Origin of the sequence: Stappia sediminis, assembly GCF_009826895.1 — a bacterium.
Taxonomy (GTDB): domain Bacteria; phylum Pseudomonadota; class Alphaproteobacteria; order Rhizobiales; family Stappiaceae; genus Hongsoonwoonella; species Hongsoonwoonella sediminis.
This window is the reverse complement of sequence record NZ_WUMV01000009.1, coordinates 148,068-167,440: the sequence shown is the minus strand read 5'-3', so window position 1 is coordinate 167,440 and position 19,373 is coordinate 148,068. Positions and strand designations below refer to the sequence as shown.

Here is a 19,373-nt window from a genome sequence, read left to right as displayed (position 1 = left end):
AGAGCGCCGTGCCGGCCGAGAGTGATCATAAAGTGATCAGAACGCTCATTAAATAGGCAAAGAATCGGCCGAACCAAGCTCCGCCGAAGGCCATTGGAACAGTATGCCGCTTTGCGAAAGCTTGCCGAAAAACGCCGGCCAGTGTGAGAATGGTGCGAGGATAAAGGCAGATTGACAACGATGTGTGCACGCGGAGCGGATCCACCATGCGTATTCTTTCGCTCGATCATGTGGTGCTGACGGTCAAGGACATCGACCAGACGGTGGCCTTCTATTCCGGCGTCCTCGGCATGGAGGAGGTGGTCTTCGCCGGTGGGCGAAGGGCACTTCGGTTCGGCGGCCAGAAGATCAACCTGCACAAGGCCGGTGCGGAGTTCCTGCCGCATGCGCAAATGCCGACATCCGGTGCGGGCGACCTCTGCTTTCTGGTGGAAAGCCTGGAGGCGGTGGAAAGGCGGCTTGCCGAGGCGCAGGTACATATAGAAGAGGGACCCGTGTTCCGAGCCGGTGCCGTGTCGCCCCTGCGGTCCATATATATACGCGACCCGGACGGAAACCTTGTGGAACTCGCAGAACCGCAGGACGTCGTCATCGCGGGTGGAAGCTGAAACGGGAGGTCCTTGTGTGGAAGTTCTCCTGACACCGGAGGAAATGAGCGAGGCGGACCAGCGCACGATCCGCGGCGGCACGCCGGGCATCGAGCTTATGGATGAGGCGGGACGCGCGGTCGCCGACACCTGCGCGCGAATGATGGACCACGTTGCGCAGGTACTGGTGCTGGCGGGCCCGGGAAACAACGGCGGGGACGGGTTCGTGGCCGCGCGCATCCTCAAGAAACGGGGATACCCGGTGCGGCTCCTGCTGCTTGGCGAGGCGAGCCGGCTGAAGGGTGACGCGGCAACGGCGCGTGACGACGCGGCCAATGCCGGCGTGCCGATCGAAAGGCTCAATCTTGCAAAGCTGCCCGAACGGCTGAAGGAAGCGCGGCTTGTGGTCGACGCATTGTTCGGCGCGGGCCTCGACAGGCCGCTTGAAGGCGATGCCGCTCAGGTGGTGCACCTCGTCAATGAACGGCGGGCAAAGACGATCGCCGTGGACCTTCCGTCAGGCGTTTCCGGAGGAAGCGGGGCGGTACTCGGCGAGGCGATCCGCGCGACACGCACCGTCACCTTCTTTCGCCGAAAGCCGGGACATCTGCTGTTTCCCGGACGCGAACTCTGCGGCGGGGTGAGCGTGGCCGATATCGGCATAAGCGCGGACGTACTGGAGGAGATACGCCCCCGCACCTTCGTGAACGACAGGGAACTGTGGCGACCCCATTGGAATCCGCCGACGGTCACCGGCCACAAATACGACCGCGGCCATGCCCTGATCGTTTCCGGACCGGCTGTGCGGACAGGCGCTGCAAGGCTTGCGGCAGTCGCCGCCCTCCGCGCCGGCGCGGGGCTTTCGACAGTGGCGGCATCGCCCTCGGCGGCCTCCGTTCATGCCGCGCATCTGACGGCCGTCATGCTGAAGGCCTACAAGGACGAGGAACAGTTTGCCGCGATCCTTGCCGACAGGCGGTTGAACAGCGTCGTGATCGGCCCGGCGGCGGGCGTGGGCGAGGAAACGAGGCGGCGCGTGGCGATGTGCCTGGACGGCGAACGCGCCGTCGTGCTTGACGCCGATGCGCTGACGAGTTTCGCAGAAGAGCCGGAAGCGCTGTTCGCATCGATCCGCAACAAGACGAGCGGCGGCGTCGTCATGACGCCGCACGACGGCGAATTCGCGCGGCTGTTCCCCGATATCGCGGCTCAAGCCTCGATGTCGAAGCCGGACCGCGCGCGCGAGGCGGCCAGGCTGAGCGGAGCGGTGATCGTCCTGAAAGGCGCCGACACGGTGATCGCGTCCGCCGACGGGCGCGCCGCGATTACGGAAAACGCATCGCCATGGCTTGCGACCGCCGGGTCGGGCGATGTTCTTGCCGGGATCGTCTGTGCTATGATGGCCCAGGGATTGCCGGTTTTCGAGGCAGCTTGCGCAGGCGTGTGGATACATGGGCAAGCGGCGAAAAAGGCGGGTCCCGGGTTGATCTCGGAGGACCTTCTGCCGGTTCTCAAGGATGTGATCGCGGAGCTTGCGGAGGACCGGGCCTGAGAAGGAGCGCCGATCGCCTCGTTTTTTCTTTGACCCTGCCGATCCCGATGTTATAGAGGCCGCGCCTCGGCTGCGGGCGTTTTCGACCGTTGCGGGCGTGGTGGAATTGGTAGACACGCCAGATTTAGGTTCTGGTGGCGCAAGCCGTGGGGGTTCAAGTCCCTCCGCCCGCACCATGCCTGGAGAGCCGGATACCGGTCTTAGCGGCGAAGTCGTAGGCAATTCTCAATTCATCCTGCCAGCGCCGTACGCTGACAGACAGACGTTCTAGACCGAGGACGAAACACATTACCATGCAGGTGACCGAAACCCTGGCCGAGGGGCTGAAGCGCGAACTGAAAGTCGTCATTCCGGCTTCGGATCTGTCGAGCCGCCTCGATTCCTATCTCGACGACCTTAAAGGCAAGGTCCGCATCAACGGATTCCGGCCGGGCAAGGTGCCCAAGGCCCACCTGAAGCGTCTTTACGGACGCCAGGCGATGGCCGAGCTTTTGTCCAACCTGATCCAGGAAACCACCCAGAAGGCGATCGAGGAGCGCGAGGAAAAGCCTGCGCTGCAGCCCGAGATCGATCTTCCCGAGGAGGAGGCGGAAGCCATCCTGGAAGGCAACGCCGATCTCGCCTTCAAGATGTCCTACGACCTCATGCCCGAGTTCGAGCTGATCGATCTTTCGACGCTCGAACTGGAGCGCCCGATCGTCGAAATCTCCGATGAGGAAATCGATGAGCAGGCGCTCGGCATCGCCGACGCCAACCGTCCGTACGAGACAAAGGACGGCGCAGCGGAAGAGGGCGACCGCGTCTCCATGAGCTATGTCGGCAAGCTCGACGGCGAAGCCTTCGAGGGTGGCAGCGACGAGGACGGACATCTCGTCATCGGCTCCAAGAGCTTCATCCCCGGTTTCGAGGAGCAGCTCGTGGGCCTGAAGGCCGGCGACGAGAAGACGATCTCCGTGACCTTCCCCGAGGAATATGCCGCCAAGCACCTTGCCGGCAAGGAAGTGACCTTCGACATCGTGGTCAAGGAAATCCAGGCTCCCGGCGAAGTGAAGCTCGACGACGAGCTTGCCAAGACGCTGGGCCTTGAGTCCATCGACAAGCTGAAAGAGCTGATCCGCGAGCAGATCGAGAGCCAGTACGGCGCGATGACGCGCCAGAAGATCAAGCGCCAGCTTCTCGACAAGCTCGACGAGGCCTATTCGTTCGATCTGCCCGGCAAGCTGGTGGAGACCGAGTTCGACAACGTCTGGCGCCAGGTCAAGAACGACATGGAGCGGGAAGGCAAGACCTTCGAGGACGAAGAGACGACCGAGGAAGAGGCGAAGGCCGAATACCAGCGCATCGCCGAGCGGCGCGTGCGCCTTGGCCTCGTGCTGTCGGAAATCGGCGAGAAGAACGAAATCCAGGTGTCCGACGACGAGGTGCAGCGCGCCCTTTACGACCGCGTGCGCCAGTTCCCGGGCCAGGAGCAGCAGGTGTTCGAGTTCTATCGCGGCAACCCGCAGGCGCTCGCCAGCCTTCGCGCCCCGATCTACGAGGAAAAGGTTGTCGACTACATCATGACCCTTGCCAAGGTGACCGACAAAACGGTTACCAAGGAAGAGCTGATGGCAGAGGACGACGAGGACGGCGAGACGGCCGCCTGAGTCCAAAGCGAGATATGGCGCGACGCATTCGCTTAACCTTGTATAGCGTGATGCGTCGCCTATCTTTCGAAACGAAGCGACATCCCCTATGTTCCGGGTGTCGCTTTTTTCGACTCATGACGAACGAACACGGGCGAGGGCGCGCGACGCCTTAGTGGAAACGGGTTTCCGCTCCTGGCCCTCCCAGTTTTCGCCAAACCATGGACGAGGCATGCAAGATCCTGTCGATTTCGCGGTTAACACGCTTGTGCCGATGGTCGTCGAACAGACGAACCGCGGAGAACGCGCCTACGACATCTATTCGCGCCTTCTCAAGGAGCGCATCATCTTCCTGACCGGCCCGGTCGAGGATCATATGGCTGCGCTGATCAGCGCCCAGCTCCTTTATCTGGAAGCCGAGAACCCGAACAAGGAGATTGCGCTTTATATCAATTCTCCGGGAGGTCTCGTGACCTCGGGGCTCGCGATCTACGACACGATGCAGTTCGTGCGCCCGGAAATCTCCACGCTGTGCATCGGCCAGGCGGCTTCCATGGGATCGCTGCTTCTTGCCGCGGGCACCAAGGGAATGCGTTATTCGCTGCCCAACGCCCGCGTGATGGTGCACCAGCCGTCCGGCGGCTTCCGAGGGCAGGCGGCCGACATCATGCTGCATGCCCAGGAAATCCTGAAGCTCAAGCGCCGGCTCAACGATATCTACGTCAAGCACACGGGCCAGACGCTCGACTCCGTCGAAGAAGCGCTTGAGCGCGACAACTTCATGACGGCGGAACGGGCGCAGGACTTCGGCATCATCGACGAGGTGATCTTCGACCGCTCGAAACTGGGCGAGACGGAGGAGAAATGAGGCGTCGCGCTTTTGCCACAGTATTCTGTGGTGATCGCCGGGTTAACCGTAACGCTTTAGCTTTGCCTTAAACGTATGTTGATTTTTGAGGGCGAAGCATGGTGACATTCTTGGAACATCGCCGATTGTGACCCACAATCGGCGAGTGCGTTGGCCGGACATCGGATAATGCGATATCCGGAGGCAAAGAGGGGGCTGGGCCTGCTCTTTGTCCGCAACATGAAACGGGAAGGCATTTGGCGCTTCCCAGGAAATGCGGGGACTAACATATGAGCAAGGCCAGCGGCGGCGACTCGAAAAACACGCTCTACTGCTCGTTTTGCGGCAAGAGCCAGCACGAGGTTCGCAAGCTGATCGCCGGCCCGACCGTTTTCATCTGCGATGAGTGCGTCGAGCTGTGCATGGATATCATCCGCGAGGAGAACAAATCCTCGCTGGTGAAGTCGCGCGATGGAGTGCCGACCCCGCAAGAGATCAGGCAGGTGCTTGACGACTACGTGATCGGCCAGGACAGCGCGAAGAAGGTTCTCTCCGTTGCCGTCCACAACCACTACAAGCGGCTGAACCACGCCTCAAAGAGCAACGACGTCGAACTTGCGAAGTCGAACATCCTGCTGGTCGGTCCGACCGGCTGCGGCAAGACGCTGCTTGCCCAGACGCTGGCGCGGATCCTCGATGTGCCGTTCACCATGGCCGATGCGACGACGCTGACCGAGGCGGGCTACGTCGGCGAGGATGTGGAAAACATCATCCTCAAGCTTTTGCAGTCGGCCGACTACAACGTGGAACGAGCGCAGCGCGGCATCGTCTACATCGACGAAGTAGACAAGATCAGCCGCAAGTCCGACAACCCCTCGATCACCCGCGACGTGTCGGGCGAGGGCGTGCAGCAGGCGCTTCTGAAGATCATGGAAGGCACGGTGGCGAGCGTTCCCCCGCAAGGCGGACGCAAGCACCCGCAGCAGGAATTCCTGCAGGTCGACACCACGAACATCCTGTTCATCTGCGGCGGTGCCTTCGCGGGGCTGGAGAAGATCATCTCCGACCGCGGCAGCAAGACCTCGATCGGCTTCAAGGCGAACGTAAGAGCGCCGGAAGACCGCAAGACCGGCGAACTGTTCGCCGAACTCGAGCCGGAAGATCTGCTGAAATTCGGCCTGATTCCCGAATTCGTCGGCCGCCTGCCGGTAATCGCGACGCTGGAGGACCTCGACGAGGATGCGCTCATCACCATCCTCATGGAGCCCAAGAACGCGCTCGTGAAGCAGTATCAGCGGCTCTTCGAGATGGAGAACGTGGACCTCACCTTCCACGAGGAAGCGCTGCGGGCCATCGCGCGCAAGGCAATCGAGCGCAAGACCGGCGCCCGCGGCCTGCGTTCCATCCTCGAGGCGATCCTCCTCGACACGATGTACGAGCTTCCCGGCCTGAAGGGCGTGAAGGAAGTCGTGATCTCGCCGGAGGTCGTGGAGGGCAAGGCGCGACCCCTCTATATCTACGAGGACAGGGCCGAGGAATCCGCGACGAGCGCTTGACCAGAAGCGACTCGCCATAGTCAGCCAAAGGCGCCGAACCAGACCGTTCGGCGCCTTTTTTCGTCTCGATGGCTGCAATTTCGCCACTCTCCGCGGCTTTGTTCACTCTTACTTGAGGTAATCAACAGGGAACCTGTATCGCGCCCCATTGCGCGTCCTTGACACCCATGCCCGCGGTAGCCACCTAATAGGACAACCCACGGCGGGGCGAGCCCGGCATGCTCTTGCAGGAGGTGCCGCGTATCGGCCGCTTTCCGGAAAGAATTTCCGGCCGCCGTCTATTGAGCGCCCGTCCGTTTTTCGCGAGTAACTCGGGGCGGCGGGCCGCGATGAGAGGAAATGAAATGACAGATTTCCAGACGCGACCTGCGGACGAGGGCGGCGGTGCCATCTACCCGGTTCTGCCGCTCCGCGACATCGTCGTTTTTCCGCATATGATCGTGCCTCTGTTTGTCGGGCGCGAAAAGTCGATCCGCGCGCTGGAAGAGGTGATGAACTCGGACAAGCAGATCCTGCTGGCAACGCAGGTGAACGCTTCCGACGACGAGCCCTCTCCCGAAGACATCTACAACGTTGGCACCCTCGCGACCGTTCTTCAGCTCCTGAAGCTTCCCGATAATACGGTGAAGGTTCTGGTGGAAGGCGTTTCGCGCGCCAACATCGGCGCATATACGCAGCGCGACGACCTGTTCGAGGCGCATGCGGAACCGCTGCCGGACACGGACGCCGAAACCGTCGAGGTCGAGGCGCTGGCCCGTTCCGTCGTGTCGGAATTCGAGAGCTATGTGAAACTCAACAAGAAGGTCTCGCCCGAGGTTCTGGGCGCCGTCGGCCAGATCGACGAGTATTCGAAGCTCGCCGACACGATCGCATCCCACCTTGCGGTGAAGATCCCCGAAAAGCAGGAAATCCTGGGGATTGCCTCGGTTTCCCAGCGGCTTGAGCGCGTGCTCGGCCTGATGGAGAGCGAGATTTCCGTCCTGCAGGTGGAAAAGCGCATCCGTTCGCGCGTCAAGCGCCAGATGGAGAAGACGCAGCGCGAGTACTACCTGAACGAACAGATGAAGGCGATCCAGAAGGAACTCGGCGACGGCGAGGACGGCCGCGACGAGGTGGCCGAACTGGAAGAGCGCATCTCCAAGACCAAGCTTTCCAAGGAAGCGCGCGAAAAGGCCAATGCGGAGCTGAAGAAGCTCAAGCAGATGAGCCCGATGTCAGCCGAAGCGACGGTGGTGCGCAACTACCTCGACTGGCTGCTCGGCATCCCCTGGGGGCGCCGCAGCAAGGTCAAGCACGATCTCGCCTTTGCCGAGGAGGTGCTGAATTCCGACCATTACGGTCTTGAGAAGGTCAAGGAGCGCATTGTCGAATACCTGGCGGTGCAGAAGCGGGCCAACAAGCTGAAAGGCCCGATCCTGTGCCTTGTCGGCCCTCCCGGCGTCGGCAAGACCTCGCTCGGCAAGTCGATCGCCAAGGCGACGGGGCGCGAATTCATCCGCATGTCGCTCGGCGGCGTGCGTGACGAAGCCGAAATCCGCGGCCACCGCCGCACCTACATCGGCTCGATGCCCGGCAAGGTCATCCAGTCGATGAAGAAGGCGAAGAAGTCCAATCCGCTCTTCCTGCTCGACGAGATCGACAAGATGGGCATGGACTTCCGCGGCGACCCGTCCTCGGCCCTTCTCGAAGTGCTCGATCCGGAGCAGAACTCGACGTTCATGGACCACTATCTCGAGGTCGAATACGACCTGTCGGAAGTGATGTTCGTGACCACGGCGAACACGCTGAACATTCCGGGCCCCCTGATGGACCGCATGGAGATCATCCGTATCGCGGGCTACACGGAGGACGAGAAGGTCGAGATCGCCAAGCGGCACCTGCTGCCCAAGAGCATCAAGGACCACGGCCTCAAGGAGGGCGAGTTCGAGGTGGGCGACGATGCGCTGCGCACCGTCATCCGCCGCTACACCCGCGAGGCGGGCGTGCGTAACCTCGAACGCGAACTCGCCACGCTCGCGCGCAAGGCGGTGAAGGACATCCTCATGTCCGACAAGACCAAGATCGCTGTCGACGACAAGATCGTCGAGGACTATCTCGGCGTGCCGCGCTACCGCTACGGCGAGGTGGAACAGGAAGACCAGGTCGGTGTCGTTACCGGCCTTGCCTGGACGGAAGTGGGCGGCGAACTGCTTACGGTCGAAGGCGTCATGATGCCCGGCAAGGGCAAGATGACGGTGACCGGCAACCTGCGCGACGTGATGAAGGAATCGATCTCCGCAGCCGCTTCCTACGTGCGCTCGCGCAGCGTCGATTTCGGCATCGAACCGCCGCTCTTCGAGAAGCGCGACATCCACGTGCACGTCCCGGAAGGCGCGACGCCGAAGGATGGGCCGTCCGCCGGCATTGCCATGGCAACGGCCGTGATCTCCATCATGACGGGCATTCCGGTGCGCCGGGATGTGGCCATGACCGGCGAGATCACGCTTCGCGGCCGTGTACTGCCGATCGGCGGGCTGAAGGAGAAGTTGCTTGCAGCCCTTCGCGGCGGCATGAAGACGGTTCTGATCCCGGAGGATAACGCGAAGGACCTCGCGGACATCCCCGATAACGTGAAGAACAGTCTGGATATCGTGCCCGTTTCGCGCATGGACGAAGTGCTTTCCAAGGCGCTGACCCGCATGCCGGAGGCGATAGAGTGGAGCGAGGAGAAGGCTTCCGCACCGGCTGATACCGCCGCGACGGAGGAAGAATCACCCGGTCTCGTCGCCCACTGAAGCGGTTTGCGAAACGAAAATTTGAAGGCCTCGGCATCCGCCGGGGCCTTTTCTTTTGAAAAAATGGTGTTTTTGGGCAAAAAATCCCGGATTTCCGCCACTTTCGGCTTGCGTTAGACAATGATTCGAAAGACTGTCGCCTCCGGAGCCCGTTCGAATCGGCGGGCATACCGAGGTTTCCAAGAAAGGTGACTGCCATGAACAAGAATGATCTGATCGCAGCCGTGGCCGAGAAGACCGGGCTGACCAAGGCGCAGGCGGGTGAGGCTGTGGACGCGACTTTCGATGCGATTACCGGCACTTTGAAGTCCGGTAGCGAAGTCCGCATCATCGGCTTCGGCAACTTCTCCGTTTCCGAACGCGCCGCCACCGAAGGCCGCAACCCGCGCACCGGCGAAGCGATCAAGATCCCGGCTTCCAAAACGCCGAAGTTCAAGGCCGGCAAAGGTCTCAAGGACGCCGTCAACGCCTGAGGCGGTTGACCGGACGGTTCTCAAAACCCTGCGGGACGGATGTCCTGCAGGGTTTTTTGTTTGTCGAGGCCCTTTACCAGGGGCATGGCGAAGCGGGATTAGTGGATTGTGGGTGATGTGATGCATGAGACTTGCAATCCGCAGCCCAAGCGCATAGACATCCGCAATCCCATGACGAGCGCAAATTGCGCCGCGAGGGGCGGTTAGCTCAGTTGGTAGAGCGCCTCGTTTACACCGAGGATGTCGGGAGTTCGAGTCTCTCACCGCCCACCATCTTCCCTTCGATCGACAATCCGTCATTCCCATCGCGTGTGCGCGGGCACGGCGACTGAAAACCACAGCCGTATGGTCGTCGAAACGCGGCTTGCCGATTTTGCTTTTTCCACAGTGGAAGAGCTTAAAATCAGGCGGGGAAGGGCGGCTAAGCGCGGCGGACTGCAATCGTTTCGGGAAATCGTCACAAACAGCTGCCGCCGACCCTTGACTAAAGCGGCGCAGCGCCGTACATCAGCGCCACTTCAAGCGGTCACGCACCGCTTCGATGCAAGCGGGTGTAGCTCAGTTGGTTAGAGTGCCGGCCTGTCACGCCGGAGGTCGCGGGTTCGAGCCCCGTCACTCGCGCCACTTCCCTGAAAGACTTTATGTTTCAGCGAAGTGGCCAACATCATACGACCAGGCGAGCGGGTGTAGCTCAGATGGTTAGAGTGCCGGCCTGTCACGCCGGAGGTCGCGGGTTCGAGCCCCGTCACTCGCGCCAGTCGTATGTCTTCTCCTCCGAATAAATCATCCGATTGCGGTTGCGCCTTCACGGCGCGCCGGAGCACGCGCCCCCGGGGCGCATTCCTTGTTTCATGTCAGAGTTCTAAGTTCCGCGCGCCGCGACTCGCGTCAGCGAAATGGCGGGTTGTCGGATGCTGCAAGGATGTTAGTTTTCCTCGTGTGGGAAATCGCGCGTTATTGATCGCCGCCGGCTGTGGGTATCCTCCCCCGTGCCGTGCGGTTATCCGCAACCCGTCGCGATTATAAGCGCTTGTGGGACTTGCGTTGGGCATGAGCGTGGGCTAAGCGTGCCGACGCGATCCGATGCATCGTTCCACGAGCATTCGATCGCCGGTCATGACCGGGGGCTTTCCGAGTGCGGCGGTGCCGCATCCCACCAGCGGGAAGCCTTTGGGTTTTCGCCGGTAATTCGGTCCATTGGCAGGGACACGGCTGAAAAATGGAAGACCTCCTGAGGGAATACGTTCCCATCATCGTGTTCATCGGCGTTGCACTGGCAATCGGCCTGGCGCTCTTGCTGTCGCCATTCCTGATTGCCTACAAGAACCCGGATTCGGAGAAGCTGTCGGCCTATGAGTGCGGCTTCAACGCGTTCGACGACGCCCGAATGAAGTTCGACGTCCGGTTCTACCTGGTCTCGATTCTCTTCATCATCTTCGATCTGGAGGTGGCGTTCCTGTTTCCGTGGTCCGCGGTGTTCGGCGACCTCGGCTGGTACGGCTTCTGGTCGATGGCGATCTTCCTGGCCGTGCTCACGATCGGCTTCATCTACGAATGGAAGAAGGGAGCCCTGGAATGGGATTGACGACTTCCGAGCCGCTCGTCGCGCCGCAGCCGAAGGGCATCATCGACCCCAATACGGGCAATCCCGTGGGTGCGGACGACGCCTATTTCCTCGAAATCAACAACGAGCTGGCGGACAAGGGGTTCCTCGTCACGGCCTCCGACAGCCTCATCCAATGGGCGCGCACCGGCTCGCTCATGTGGATGACCTTCGGCCTCGCCTGCTGCGCGGTGGAAATGATGCAGATGTCGATGCCGCGCTATGACGGCGAGCGCTTCGGCTTCGCGCCGCGCGCTAGCCCGCGCCAGTCCGACGTCATGATCGTGGCCGGCACGCTGACCAACAAGATGGCCCCCGCGCTTCGCAAGGTCTACGACCAGATGCCGGAGCCGCGCTACGTGATCTCCATGGGATCCTGCGCGAACGGCGGCGGCTATTATCACTATTCCTATTCGGTCGTTCGCGGGTGTGACCGCGTCGTTCCGGTCGATATCTACGTGCCGGGGTGCCCGCCGACGGCGGAAGCGTTGCTGTACGGCGTTCTTCTTTTGCAAAAGAAGATCCGGCGCACGGGTACGATCGAACGCTGAGGCGGTACGGGAAATTGCAGGTTCAAACGGGTCCAAACGGGACGGGTGGAAATCTCATGGACGAGACGCTCGCGGAACTTGGCGAACACATCCAGGCATCGCTCGGCGATGCGCTCGACGGATGGAACGTCGCCTACGGGGAGCTGACGCTGGTCGCGCGCGCGGCGGAAATCGTATCCGTGCTGCGATTCCTGCGCGACGATGCAAGCTGCCAGTTCATCGCACTTGTCGATATCTGCGGTGTCGACTGGCCGAGCCGGGAGCGGCGTTTCGACGTGGTCTACCACCTTCTTTCGCCGCGCCAGAACCTGCGCGTGCGGGTGAAGGTTGAGGCGGACGAAGACACACAGGTGCCGTCCGCATTCGGCGTCTTCCCGGGGGCCGACTGGTTCGAGCGGGAAGTCTACGACATGTACGGCGTGCTCTTCTCCGCCCATCCGGACCTGCGCCGCATCCTCACGGACTATGGTTTCGACGGTTTCCCGCTGCGCAAGGATTTCCCGCTCACGGGCTACGTCGAGGTGCGCTACGACGACGAGAAGAAGCGGGTCGTCTACGAGCCTGTGCGCCTGACGCAGGAGTTCCGCGATTTCGATTTTCTGTCTCCCTGGGAAGGCACGGACTACGTGCTGCCGGGTGACGAAAAAGCCAAGACGAATTGAGGCGGTCGATGGCAGAGGCTCAGGTTCGCAATTTCAACATCAACTTCGGCCCGCAGCATCCGGCGGCGCATGGCGTTCTTCGCCTCGTGCTGGAGCTTGACGGCGAGGTGGTCACCCGCGTCGACCCGCACATCGGCCTGCTGCATCGCGGCACCGAGAAGCTTCTGGAGCACAAGACCTATCTCCAGGGCGTGCCCTATTTCGACCGGCTGGACTACGTCGCGCCGATGAACCAGGAGCATGCCTTCGCGCTGGCCGTCGAAAAGCTCGTCGGCATCACCGTGCCGAAGCGCGGCCAGCTCATCCGCGTGCTTTATTCCGAAATCGGCCGCATACTTTCGCATATCCTGAATATCACGACGCAGGCGCTCGACGTCGGCGCGCTCACGCCTCCGCTCTGGGGTTTCGAGGAGCGCGAGAAACTTATGGTGTTCTATGAGCGCGCGTCCGGCTCGCGCATGCATGCGGCCTATGTGCGCCCGGGTGGCGTGCATCAGGACCTGCCGAAGGAATTGCTCGACGATATCTGGGATTTCTGCGATCCGTTCCTCAAGGTTTGCGATGATCTCGAAGGCCTTTTGACGGAAAACCGCATCTTCAAGCAACGCAACGTCGATATCGGCGTCGTGTCGCTGGACGAAGCATGGGCGCGCGGCTTTTCCGGCGTGATGGTGCGCGGTTCCGGCGCGCCTTGGGACCTGCGCAAGGCGCAGCCCTACGAGTGCTACGACGAACTGGACTTCGACATCCCGATCGGCAAGAACGGCGACTGCTACGACCGATATCTCATCCGGATGGAAGAGATGCGCCAGTCCGTACGCATCATGAAGCAGTGCCTGGAAAAGCTGACGGTGGAAACCGGCCCGGTATTTACGACCGACGGCAAGGTGTTTCCGCCCAAGCGCGGAGAGATGAAGCGCTCCATGGAAGCGCTGATCCACCACTTCAAGCTCTATACCGAAGGCTACCACGTGCCCGAGGGCGAGGTTTATGCCGCCGTGGAGGCGCCGAAAGGCGAATTCGGCGTCTACCTCGTCTCAGACGGGACCAACAAGCCCTATCGCTGCAAGATCAAGGCGCCCGGTTTCGCGCATCTTGAGGCGATGGATTTCCTTTGCCGGGGACATATGCTTGCCGACGTTTCGGCCATCCTCGGTTCCCTCGATATCGTGTTCGGAGAGGTTGACCGGTAATGGCCGTTCGTCGCCTTTATCACGAGCAGCCCGAAAGCTTCGCCTTCAGCGATGCGAATTACGACTGGGCGCAAAAAGTGATCAGCCGCTACCCGGAAGGGCGGCAGGCATCCGCCGTCATCCCGCTTCTTTGGCGGGCACAGGAACAGCATGACGGCTGGCTTCCGGAGCCGGCGATCCGCTATATCGCGGAAATGCTGGGGATGCCTCATATCCGCGTGCTGGAGGTCGCGACCTTCTACACGATGTTCCAGCTGCAGCCGGTCGGCAAAAAGGCGCACATCCAGGTGTGCGGCACGACACCCTGCCAGCTGCGCGGGGCAGAAGACCTGATCAAGGTCTGCAAGCGCAAGATCGCTGAACATGCGCACGACCTTTCCGAAGACGGCGATTTTTCGTGGGAGGAGGTCGAGTGCCTCGGAGCCTGCGTGAATGCGCCGATGATCCAGATCTTCAAGGATACCTACGAGGATCTGACGCCGGAAAGCCTTGAGCAGCTGATCGACGATATTTCGGCCGGACGAGAAGTGACGCCCGGTCCGCAGATCGACCGCCGCTTCGGTGCTCCGGAGGGCGGGGTGACGACGCTTTCCGAGATCAAGGACAAGACGAAGGGCGGCGACCCGGTCGCCCATGTCGTGAATGGTGCCGAAGTTGCGTCGCATGCCTTTGCGGGCGTTTCGATCAATTCCGGCGGCAACGACTTCGACGGAATTCCCGGTGACGGGAAAGGCCCGAAGGGAAAGAAGCCGAGCGCGAAGAAGGAAGCGAAGGAGACTTCGCCCCGCACGAAGACGGCGAAGGCGGAAAACGCCGGCAAGCCAAGCTCGGAAGACAGGCCTGAGGTTGAGGCCGCGCGCTCTCAGCCGACGGACGAACATGCCGTTTCCGACGATCACAAGCCAGAACTTCTGGACGGACCGCGCGACGGCAAGGCCGATGACCTGAAGCGCATTCGCGGCGTGGGTCCGAAGATCGAGGGCATCCTGAACGATATGGGTGTCTATCACTTCGCTCAGATCGCGTCGTGGGACGAGAACAACAAGGCGTGGGTGGACGAGCGCCTGATGTTCAAGGGCCGCATCGACCGCGAAGACTGGATCGCGCAGGCCAAAACGCTGGCCGAGGGCGGTGAAACCGAATTTTCCAAGCGCGTCGACGATGGCGACGTGCCGACATCGAAGTCATGAGGTGAGGGAACGGGATGCTGAAGGATCAGGATCGGATCTTCACCAATATCTACGGCCTGCACGACTGGGGCCTTGAAGGCGCGCGCCAGCGCGGCCAATGGGACGGGACCAAGGCGATCCTCGAAAAGGGGCGCGACTGGATCATCGATCAGATGAAATCCTCGGGCCTGCGCGGGCGCGGCGGAGCGGGCTTCCCGACCGGGCTCAAGTGGTCCTTCATGCCGAAGGAAAGCGACGGACGTCCGGCCTATCTTGTCGTCAATGCCGATGAGTCGGAGCCGGGAACCTGCAAGGACCGCGAGATCATGCGCCACGACCCGCATACGCTGGTCGAGGGATGCCTGGTCGCCGGTTTCGCCATGGGCGCGATTGCCGCCTACATCTACGTGCGCGGCGAATTCATCCGCGAGCGCGAGCGCCTGCAGGCGGCGATCGACCAGGCTTACGAGGCCGGGCTGATCGGCAAGAACAACGTTCACGGCTACGACTTCGATATCCACGTCCACCATGGCGCGGGCGCTTATATCTGCGGCGAGGAAACGGCACTTCTGGAAAGCCTTGAAGGCAAGAAGGGGCAGCCGCGCCTGAAACCGCCGTTCCCGGCGAACGTGGGCCTCTATGGTTGCCCGACGACGGTCAACAACGTGGAATCGATCGCGGTCGCTCCGACGATCCTTCGCCGGGGAGCTGCGTGGTTCGCGGGTCTCGGCAAGCCCAACAACACAGGCACGAAGCTCTTTTGCGTCTCCGGCCATGTGAACAAGCCCTGCACCGTGGAGGAGGAGATGGGCATCTCCTTCCGCGAACTGGTCGACAAGCACTGTGGCGGCATTCGCGGCGGCTGGGACAATCTCATGGCCGTGATCCCGGGCGGTTCTTCCGTTCCTTGCGTCAAGGGCGAGGATATCGCCGATTGCGGAATGGATTTCGACAGCCTGAAGGAAAAGGGCTCGGGGCTCGGGACGGCGGCGGTGATCGTCATGGACAAGTCCACCGACATCATCAAGGCGATTGCCAGGCTCAGCTACTTCTACAAGCACGAAAGCTGCGGCCAGTGCACGCCCTGCCGGGAAGGCACCGGCTGGATGTGGCGCGTGATGGAGCGCATGGTCAAGGGCAATGCCTCGCGCGAGGAAATCGACATGCTCTTCCAGGTGACGAAGCAGGTCGAAGGCCACACAATCTGCGCCCTCGGGGATGCCGCGGCATGGCCGATCCAGGGGCTTATCAGGAATTTCCGCCCGGTTATCGAAGAGCGTATCGACCAGTACACCGCCAAGGCGCGGTCGTCGGGCGCCGCTCTTGCGGCGGCTGAATAACGCCGGTCAAGGAATTCGGAGACAACGATGCGCACGATCATCGTCGACGGGAAGGAAATCGAGGTACCGCCCGAGTACACGCTTCTTCAAGCGTGTGAGGAAGCCGGTGCCGAGATCCCGCGATTCTGCTTCCACGACCGGCTGTCGATCGCCGGCAATTGCCGCATGTGCCTGGTAGAAGTGAAGGGCGGCCCGCCAAAGCCGGTCGCTTCCTGCGCCATGAACGTGCGCGACCTGCGCCCCGGACCGAACGGCGAGGCGCCCGAAATCTTTACCAAGACGCCGATGGTCAAGAAGGCCCGCGAAGGCGTCATGGAGTTCCTGCTGATCAACCATCCGCTGGACTGCCCGATCTGCGACCAGGGCGGCGAATGCGACCTGCAGGACCAGGCGATGGCCTATGGCGTCGATGCCTCGCGCTACCATGAAAACAAACGCGCGGTAGAGGACAAATACATCGGCCCGCTCGTGAAAACGATCATGACGCGCTGCATCCACTGCACGCGCTGTGTGCGCTTCACGACCGAGGTATGCGGTGTCTCCGACCTCGGCCTGATCGGCCGTGGCGAGGATGCCGAAATCACGTCCTATCTGGAGCAGTCGCTGTCATCCGAAATGCAGGGTAATGTCGTCGACCTTTGCCCGGTCGGCGCGCTGACGCACAAGCCCTATGCCTTCAAGGCACGGCCTTGGGAGCTGAAAAAGACCGAGGGCGTGGACGTGATGGACGCGCTTGGTTCGGCGATCCGCATCGATACGCGCGGACGCGAAGTGATGCGCATCCTGCCCCGCCTGAACGAGGCGGTGAACGAGGAATGGATCTCCGACAAGTCCCGCTATATCTGGGACGGCCTGCGCGCGCAGCGCCTCGACAAGCCTTACATCAAACGGGACGGCAAGCTCGTCGCAGCTTCCTGGAAGGATGCGTTCGGCACGATCGCCGAAAAGGTGAAGGCGGCCGGGGGCAGCAAGCTCGCGGCGATCGCCGGCGATCTGGCAAGCGTTGAAGAGGTCTTCGCGCTGAAGAGCCTGATGGAAGCGCTCGAGAGCCCGCACATGGATTGTCGCCAGGACGGAACGGCGCTCGATCCGAGCCTGGGGCGTGCCTCCTATCTCTTCAATGCAACCGTCCAGGGCATCGAAGATGCCGACGCCGTGCTGATCATCGGTTCCAATCCGCGGATCGAAGCGCCGGTGCTGAACGCGCGCATCCGCAAGCGCATGCGGATGGGCCGGCTGCCGGTCGGCGTCATCGGCGAGGCTGCGGACCTGACATACCCGACGACCTATCTCGGCGCCGGACCGGAAACGCTTTCCGACATCGCTTCGGGCAAATCGGAATTCGCGAAGGTCCTGAAGGACGCCGAAAGGCCGCTGATCATCGTCGGCCAGGGCGCGCTGATGCGCGCCGACGGCAAGGCGGTGCTTTCGGCAGCCGCGAAGCTTGCAACAGATTTCGGGGCCGTGACCGACGAATGGATCGGCTTCAGCGTGTTGCACACGGCAGCCTCCCGGGTCGGGGCGCTCGACATCGGCTTCGTGCCGGGCGAGGGCGGGCGCGACACCGGCGGGATCCAGGATGGCGCCGCCAAGGGCGATATCGAAGTCGTGTTCCTGCTTGGCGCCGACGAGCTCGACATGTCGGCTTTCGGCGATGCGTTCGTCGTTTATATCGGTACGCATGGCGACCGTGGCGCGCACCGGGCCGACGTGATCCTGCCGGGTGCGGCCTATACGGAAAAATCCGGCACATGGGTGAACACCGAAGGCCGTGTCCAGCTTGGCGATCGCGCCGGCTTCCCGCCGGGCGACGCACGTGAGGACTGGGCGATCCTGCGCGCACTTTCGGCGGAGCTGGGAAAAGCGCTTGCCTTCGATTCGCTCGGGGAGTTGCGCGGGGCGCTTTACGAGGCTTGCCCGCATATGGCCGAGATCGAGCAGATCGTCGAAACCGGCGGGCAAGGCGTGGAGAACGCAGCCAAGCTTGGCGGCAAAATGGACAAGGCGCCATTCGCCAATGCTTTCCAGGATTTCTATCTGACCAACCCGATCGCTCGGGCGTCCAGCGTCATGGCCGAATGCTCGGCCGAGGCGAAGGCCCGCGCGGTCGAGGCAGCCGAGTAAGGGGCGGAGGCTAGAATGGCTGATCTTTGGGCGGATTATCTTCTGCCGCTGATTATCATGGTGGCCCAGAGCGTCCTGCTCATGGTCGTGCTGCTCATTGCGATCGCCTATATCCTTTATGCCGACCGCAAGATCTGGGCAGCCGTGCAGATCCGCCGTGGCCCGAACGTCGTCGGGCCCTGGGGCTTGCTGCAGTCCTTCGCCGATCTTCTGAAGTTCGTGCTGAAGGAACCGGTCATCCCGGCCAGTTCAAACAAGGGGCTCTTCCTGCTTGCCCCGCTTGTTATGGTGATGCTGTCACTTGCCGCATGGGCGGTGGTGCCCGTGGCCGAAGGCTGGGTGATCGCCGATATCAACGTCGGCATCCTCTATATTTTCGCCATCTCATCGCTCGGCGTCTATGGCGTCATCATCGGGGGATGGGCATCGAACTCGAAATATCCGTTCCTTTCGGCGCTGCGTTCGGCCGCTCAGATGGTCTCTTACGAAGTCTCGATCGGCTTCGTGATCGTCACCGTCCTTCTTTGCGCCGGTTCCCTGAACCTCACCGATATCGTGAAGTCACAGGAGACGGGGCTTGCGACGATGATCGGCCTGCCGTGGCTGACGTTCCTGAACTGGTACTGGCTGCCGCTCCTGCCGATGTTCGTCGTCTTTTTCGTGTCCGCGCTTGCAGAAACGAACCGTCCGCCGTTCGATCTGGCTGAAGCCGAATCGGAACTGGTCGCGGGCTTCATGGTCGAATACGGCTCCACGCCGTACATGATGTTCATGCTCGGCGAATACGTCGCTATCGCGCTGATGTGCGCCCTGACGACGATCCTGTTCATGGGTGGCTGGCTGCCCCCCTTCGATTTCGCGCCGTTCACCTGGGTTCCAGGCATCATCTGGTTCACTTTGAAAGCGGTGTTCGTTTTCTTCATGTTCGCGATGGTCAAGGCGATGGTGCCGCGCTATCGCTACGACCAGCTGATGCGTCTTGGCTGGAAGGTGTTCCTGCCGCTGTCGCTCGCCATGGTGTTCATCGTCGCGGCCGTGCTGATGGCGACGGGGTGGGCGCCTTGAGGACAAGACCATGCCGGTATCGCTCGCAGGGGTGATCGGAGCTGCCATCGGGCTCTATATCGGTTGGTTGGACTATAAAATCGTCGCCGGTGTCCTGAACGGGAGACTGGATCGGCGAAAGCAGAGGAAGGGTGCCGAAGATTTCCTGGTGCGAAACCGGGAAGGCATTCGGATCCTCGTCCTGATCACCACGATCATCGGGTTTCCGGTGATCGGATACATAGCCGCCGTGTCGATGACCGGCTGAGTTGA

General features: G+C 61.8%; 16 protein-coding genes and 4 tRNA genes. All 20 read left to right on the top strand.

The window, feature by feature from the left end:
* The first annotated feature begins 206 nt into the window (after positions 1-206).
* The 20 genes from GR183_RS19235 to GR183_RS19140 all read left to right on the top strand — a co-directional run bounded on the left by GR183_RS19235 (position 207) and on the right by GR183_RS19140 (position 19,368).
* Positions 207-608 carry a VOC family protein gene (locus GR183_RS19235; protein ID WP_160777296.1) on the top strand — a complete coding sequence of 134 codons (402 nt, stop codon included), beginning with the start codon at positions 207-209 and terminating at the stop codon, positions 606-608.
* A 16-nt stretch (positions 609-624) separates the two neighbouring features.
* Positions 625-2,139, top strand: a complete 1,515-nt coding sequence (locus tag GR183_RS19230; protein WP_160777295.1) for an NAD(P)H-hydrate dehydratase — start codon at positions 625-627, stop codon at positions 2,137-2,139.
* 91 nt (positions 2,140-2,230) lie between these two features.
* Positions 2,231-2,315 (top strand) — tRNA-Leu (locus GR183_RS19225).
* Between the two features lie 117 nt (positions 2,316-2,432).
* Positions 2,433-3,785, top strand: coding sequence for a trigger factor (tig, locus tag GR183_RS19220; RefSeq protein WP_160777294.1), 1,353 nt, complete (start codon positions 2,433-2,435; stop codon positions 3,783-3,785).
* Between the two features lie 211 nt (positions 3,786-3,996).
* A complete protein-coding gene (gene clpP, locus GR183_RS19215; protein ID WP_160777293.1) occupies positions 3,997-4,632 on the top strand; it encodes an ATP-dependent Clp endopeptidase proteolytic subunit ClpP in 636 nt (211 codons plus the stop codon).
* Positions 4,633-4,901: 269 nt separating this feature from the next.
* Positions 4,902-6,167, top strand: a complete 1,266-nt coding sequence (clpX, locus tag GR183_RS19210) for an ATP-dependent Clp protease ATP-binding subunit ClpX (RefSeq protein WP_160777292.1) — start codon at positions 4,902-4,904, stop codon at positions 6,165-6,167.
* 344 nt (positions 6,168-6,511) lie between these two features.
* A complete protein-coding gene (gene lon / locus GR183_RS19205) occupies positions 6,512-8,941 on the top strand; it encodes an endopeptidase La (RefSeq protein ID WP_160777291.1) in 2,430 nt (809 codons plus the stop codon).
* Positions 8,942-9,138: 197 nt separating this feature from the next.
* Positions 9,139-9,414 carry a non-specific DNA-binding protein Hbs gene (gene hbs, locus GR183_RS19200; RefSeq protein WP_160777290.1) on the top strand — a complete coding sequence of 92 codons (276 nt, stop codon included), beginning with the start codon at positions 9,139-9,141 and terminating at the stop codon, positions 9,412-9,414.
* A 197-nt stretch (positions 9,415-9,611) separates the two neighbouring features.
* Positions 9,612-9,687 (top strand) — tRNA-Val (locus GR183_RS19195).
* Positions 9,688-9,961: 274 nt separating this feature from the next.
* Positions 9,962-10,038: transfer RNA gene (locus tag GR183_RS19190), tRNA-Asp, on the top strand.
* 56 nt (positions 10,039-10,094) lie between these two features.
* Positions 10,095-10,171, top strand: a tRNA-Asp gene (locus tag GR183_RS19185).
* Positions 10,172-10,633: 462 nt separating this feature from the next.
* Complete coding sequence (locus GR183_RS19180) at positions 10,634-10,999, top strand: NADH-quinone oxidoreductase subunit A (protein ID WP_160777289.1); 366 nt, start codon at positions 10,634-10,636, stop codon at positions 10,997-10,999.
* Positions 10,990-11,568, top strand: a complete 579-nt coding sequence (locus GR183_RS19175) for a NuoB/complex I 20 kDa subunit family protein (RefSeq protein ID WP_160777288.1) — start codon at positions 10,990-10,992, stop codon at positions 11,566-11,568. The genes GR183_RS19180 and GR183_RS19175 overlap by 10 nt, the downstream gene beginning before the upstream one ends.
* 56 nt (positions 11,569-11,624) lie before the next feature.
* Positions 11,625-12,230: an NADH-quinone oxidoreductase subunit C gene (locus GR183_RS19170; RefSeq protein WP_160777287.1), complete on the top strand. Its 606-nt coding sequence runs from the start codon at positions 11,625-11,627 to the stop codon at positions 12,228-12,230.
* A gap of 8 nt (positions 12,231-12,238) precedes the next feature.
* Entirely contained in the window at positions 12,239-13,423 is a 1,185-nt protein-coding gene (locus GR183_RS19165) for an NADH-quinone oxidoreductase subunit D (RefSeq protein WP_160777286.1), read from the top strand.
* Positions 13,423-14,613 (top strand): NADH-quinone oxidoreductase subunit E, encoded by a 1,191-nt coding sequence (locus GR183_RS19160; protein ID WP_160777285.1) that lies wholly within the window; start codon positions 13,423-13,425, stop codon positions 14,611-14,613. Before GR183_RS19165 ends, GR183_RS19160 begins: the two co-directional genes overlap by 1 nt.
* 14 nt (positions 14,614-14,627) lie before the next feature.
* Positions 14,628-15,932 (top strand): NADH-quinone oxidoreductase subunit NuoF, encoded by a 1,305-nt coding sequence (nuoF, locus tag GR183_RS19155; RefSeq protein ID WP_160777284.1) that lies wholly within the window; start codon positions 14,628-14,630, stop codon positions 15,930-15,932.
* Between the two features lie 27 nt (positions 15,933-15,959).
* Positions 15,960-18,056, top strand: coding sequence for an NADH-quinone oxidoreductase subunit NuoG (nuoG, locus tag GR183_RS19150; protein ID WP_160777283.1), 2,097 nt, complete (start codon positions 15,960-15,962; stop codon positions 18,054-18,056).
* A gap of 15 nt (positions 18,057-18,071) precedes the next feature.
* Complete coding sequence (gene nuoH / locus GR183_RS19145) at positions 18,072-19,121, top strand: NADH-quinone oxidoreductase subunit NuoH (protein WP_160777282.1); 1,050 nt, start codon at positions 18,072-18,074, stop codon at positions 19,119-19,121.
* 10 nt (positions 19,122-19,131) lie between these two features.
* Positions 19,132-19,368: a hypothetical protein gene (locus GR183_RS19140; RefSeq protein WP_160777281.1), complete on the top strand. Its 237-nt coding sequence runs from the start codon at positions 19,132-19,134 to the stop codon at positions 19,366-19,368.
* Positions 19,369-19,373: the final 5 nt, after the last annotated feature.

Bases quoted from the DNA above. Each gene is read 5' to 3' on its own strand.
- GR183_RS19235 (WP_160777296.1), top strand. From the start codon at position 207: ATGCGTATTCTTTCGCTCGATCATGTGGTGCTGACGGTCAAGGACATC.
- tig (WP_160777294.1), top strand. From the start codon at position 2,433: ATGCAGGTGACCGAAACCCTGGCCGAGGGGCTGAAGCGCGAACTGAAA.
- clpP (WP_160777293.1), top strand. From the start codon at position 3,997: ATGCAAGATCCTGTCGATTTCGCGGTTAACACGCTTGTGCCGATGGTC.
- clpX (WP_160777292.1), top strand. From the start codon at position 4,902: ATGAGCAAGGCCAGCGGCGGCGACTCGAAAAACACGCTCTACTGCTCG.
- lon (WP_160777291.1), top strand. From the start codon at position 6,512: ATGACAGATTTCCAGACGCGACCTGCGGACGAGGGCGGCGGTGCCATC.
- hbs (WP_160777290.1), top strand. From the start codon at position 9,139: ATGAACAAGAATGATCTGATCGCAGCCGTGGCCGAGAAGACCGGGCTG.
- GR183_RS19180 (WP_160777289.1), top strand. From the start codon at position 10,634: ATGGAAGACCTCCTGAGGGAATACGTTCCCATCATCGTGTTCATCGGC.
- GR183_RS19175 (WP_160777288.1), top strand. From the start codon at position 10,990: ATGGGATTGACGACTTCCGAGCCGCTCGTCGCGCCGCAGCCGAAGGGC.
- GR183_RS19170 (WP_160777287.1), top strand. From the start codon at position 11,625: ATGGACGAGACGCTCGCGGAACTTGGCGAACACATCCAGGCATCGCTC.
- GR183_RS19165 (WP_160777286.1), top strand. From the start codon at position 12,239: ATGGCAGAGGCTCAGGTTCGCAATTTCAACATCAACTTCGGCCCGCAG.
- GR183_RS19160 (WP_160777285.1), top strand. From the start codon at position 13,423: ATGGCCGTTCGTCGCCTTTATCACGAGCAGCCCGAAAGCTTCGCCTTC.
- nuoF (WP_160777284.1), top strand. From the start codon at position 14,628: ATGCTGAAGGATCAGGATCGGATCTTCACCAATATCTACGGCCTGCAC.
- nuoG (WP_160777283.1), top strand. From the start codon at position 15,960: ATGCGCACGATCATCGTCGACGGGAAGGAAATCGAGGTACCGCCCGAG.
- nuoH (WP_160777282.1), top strand. From the start codon at position 18,072: ATGGCTGATCTTTGGGCGGATTATCTTCTGCCGCTGATTATCATGGTG.
- GR183_RS19140 (WP_160777281.1), top strand. From the start codon at position 19,132: ATGCCGGTATCGCTCGCAGGGGTGATCGGAGCTGCCATCGGGCTCTAT.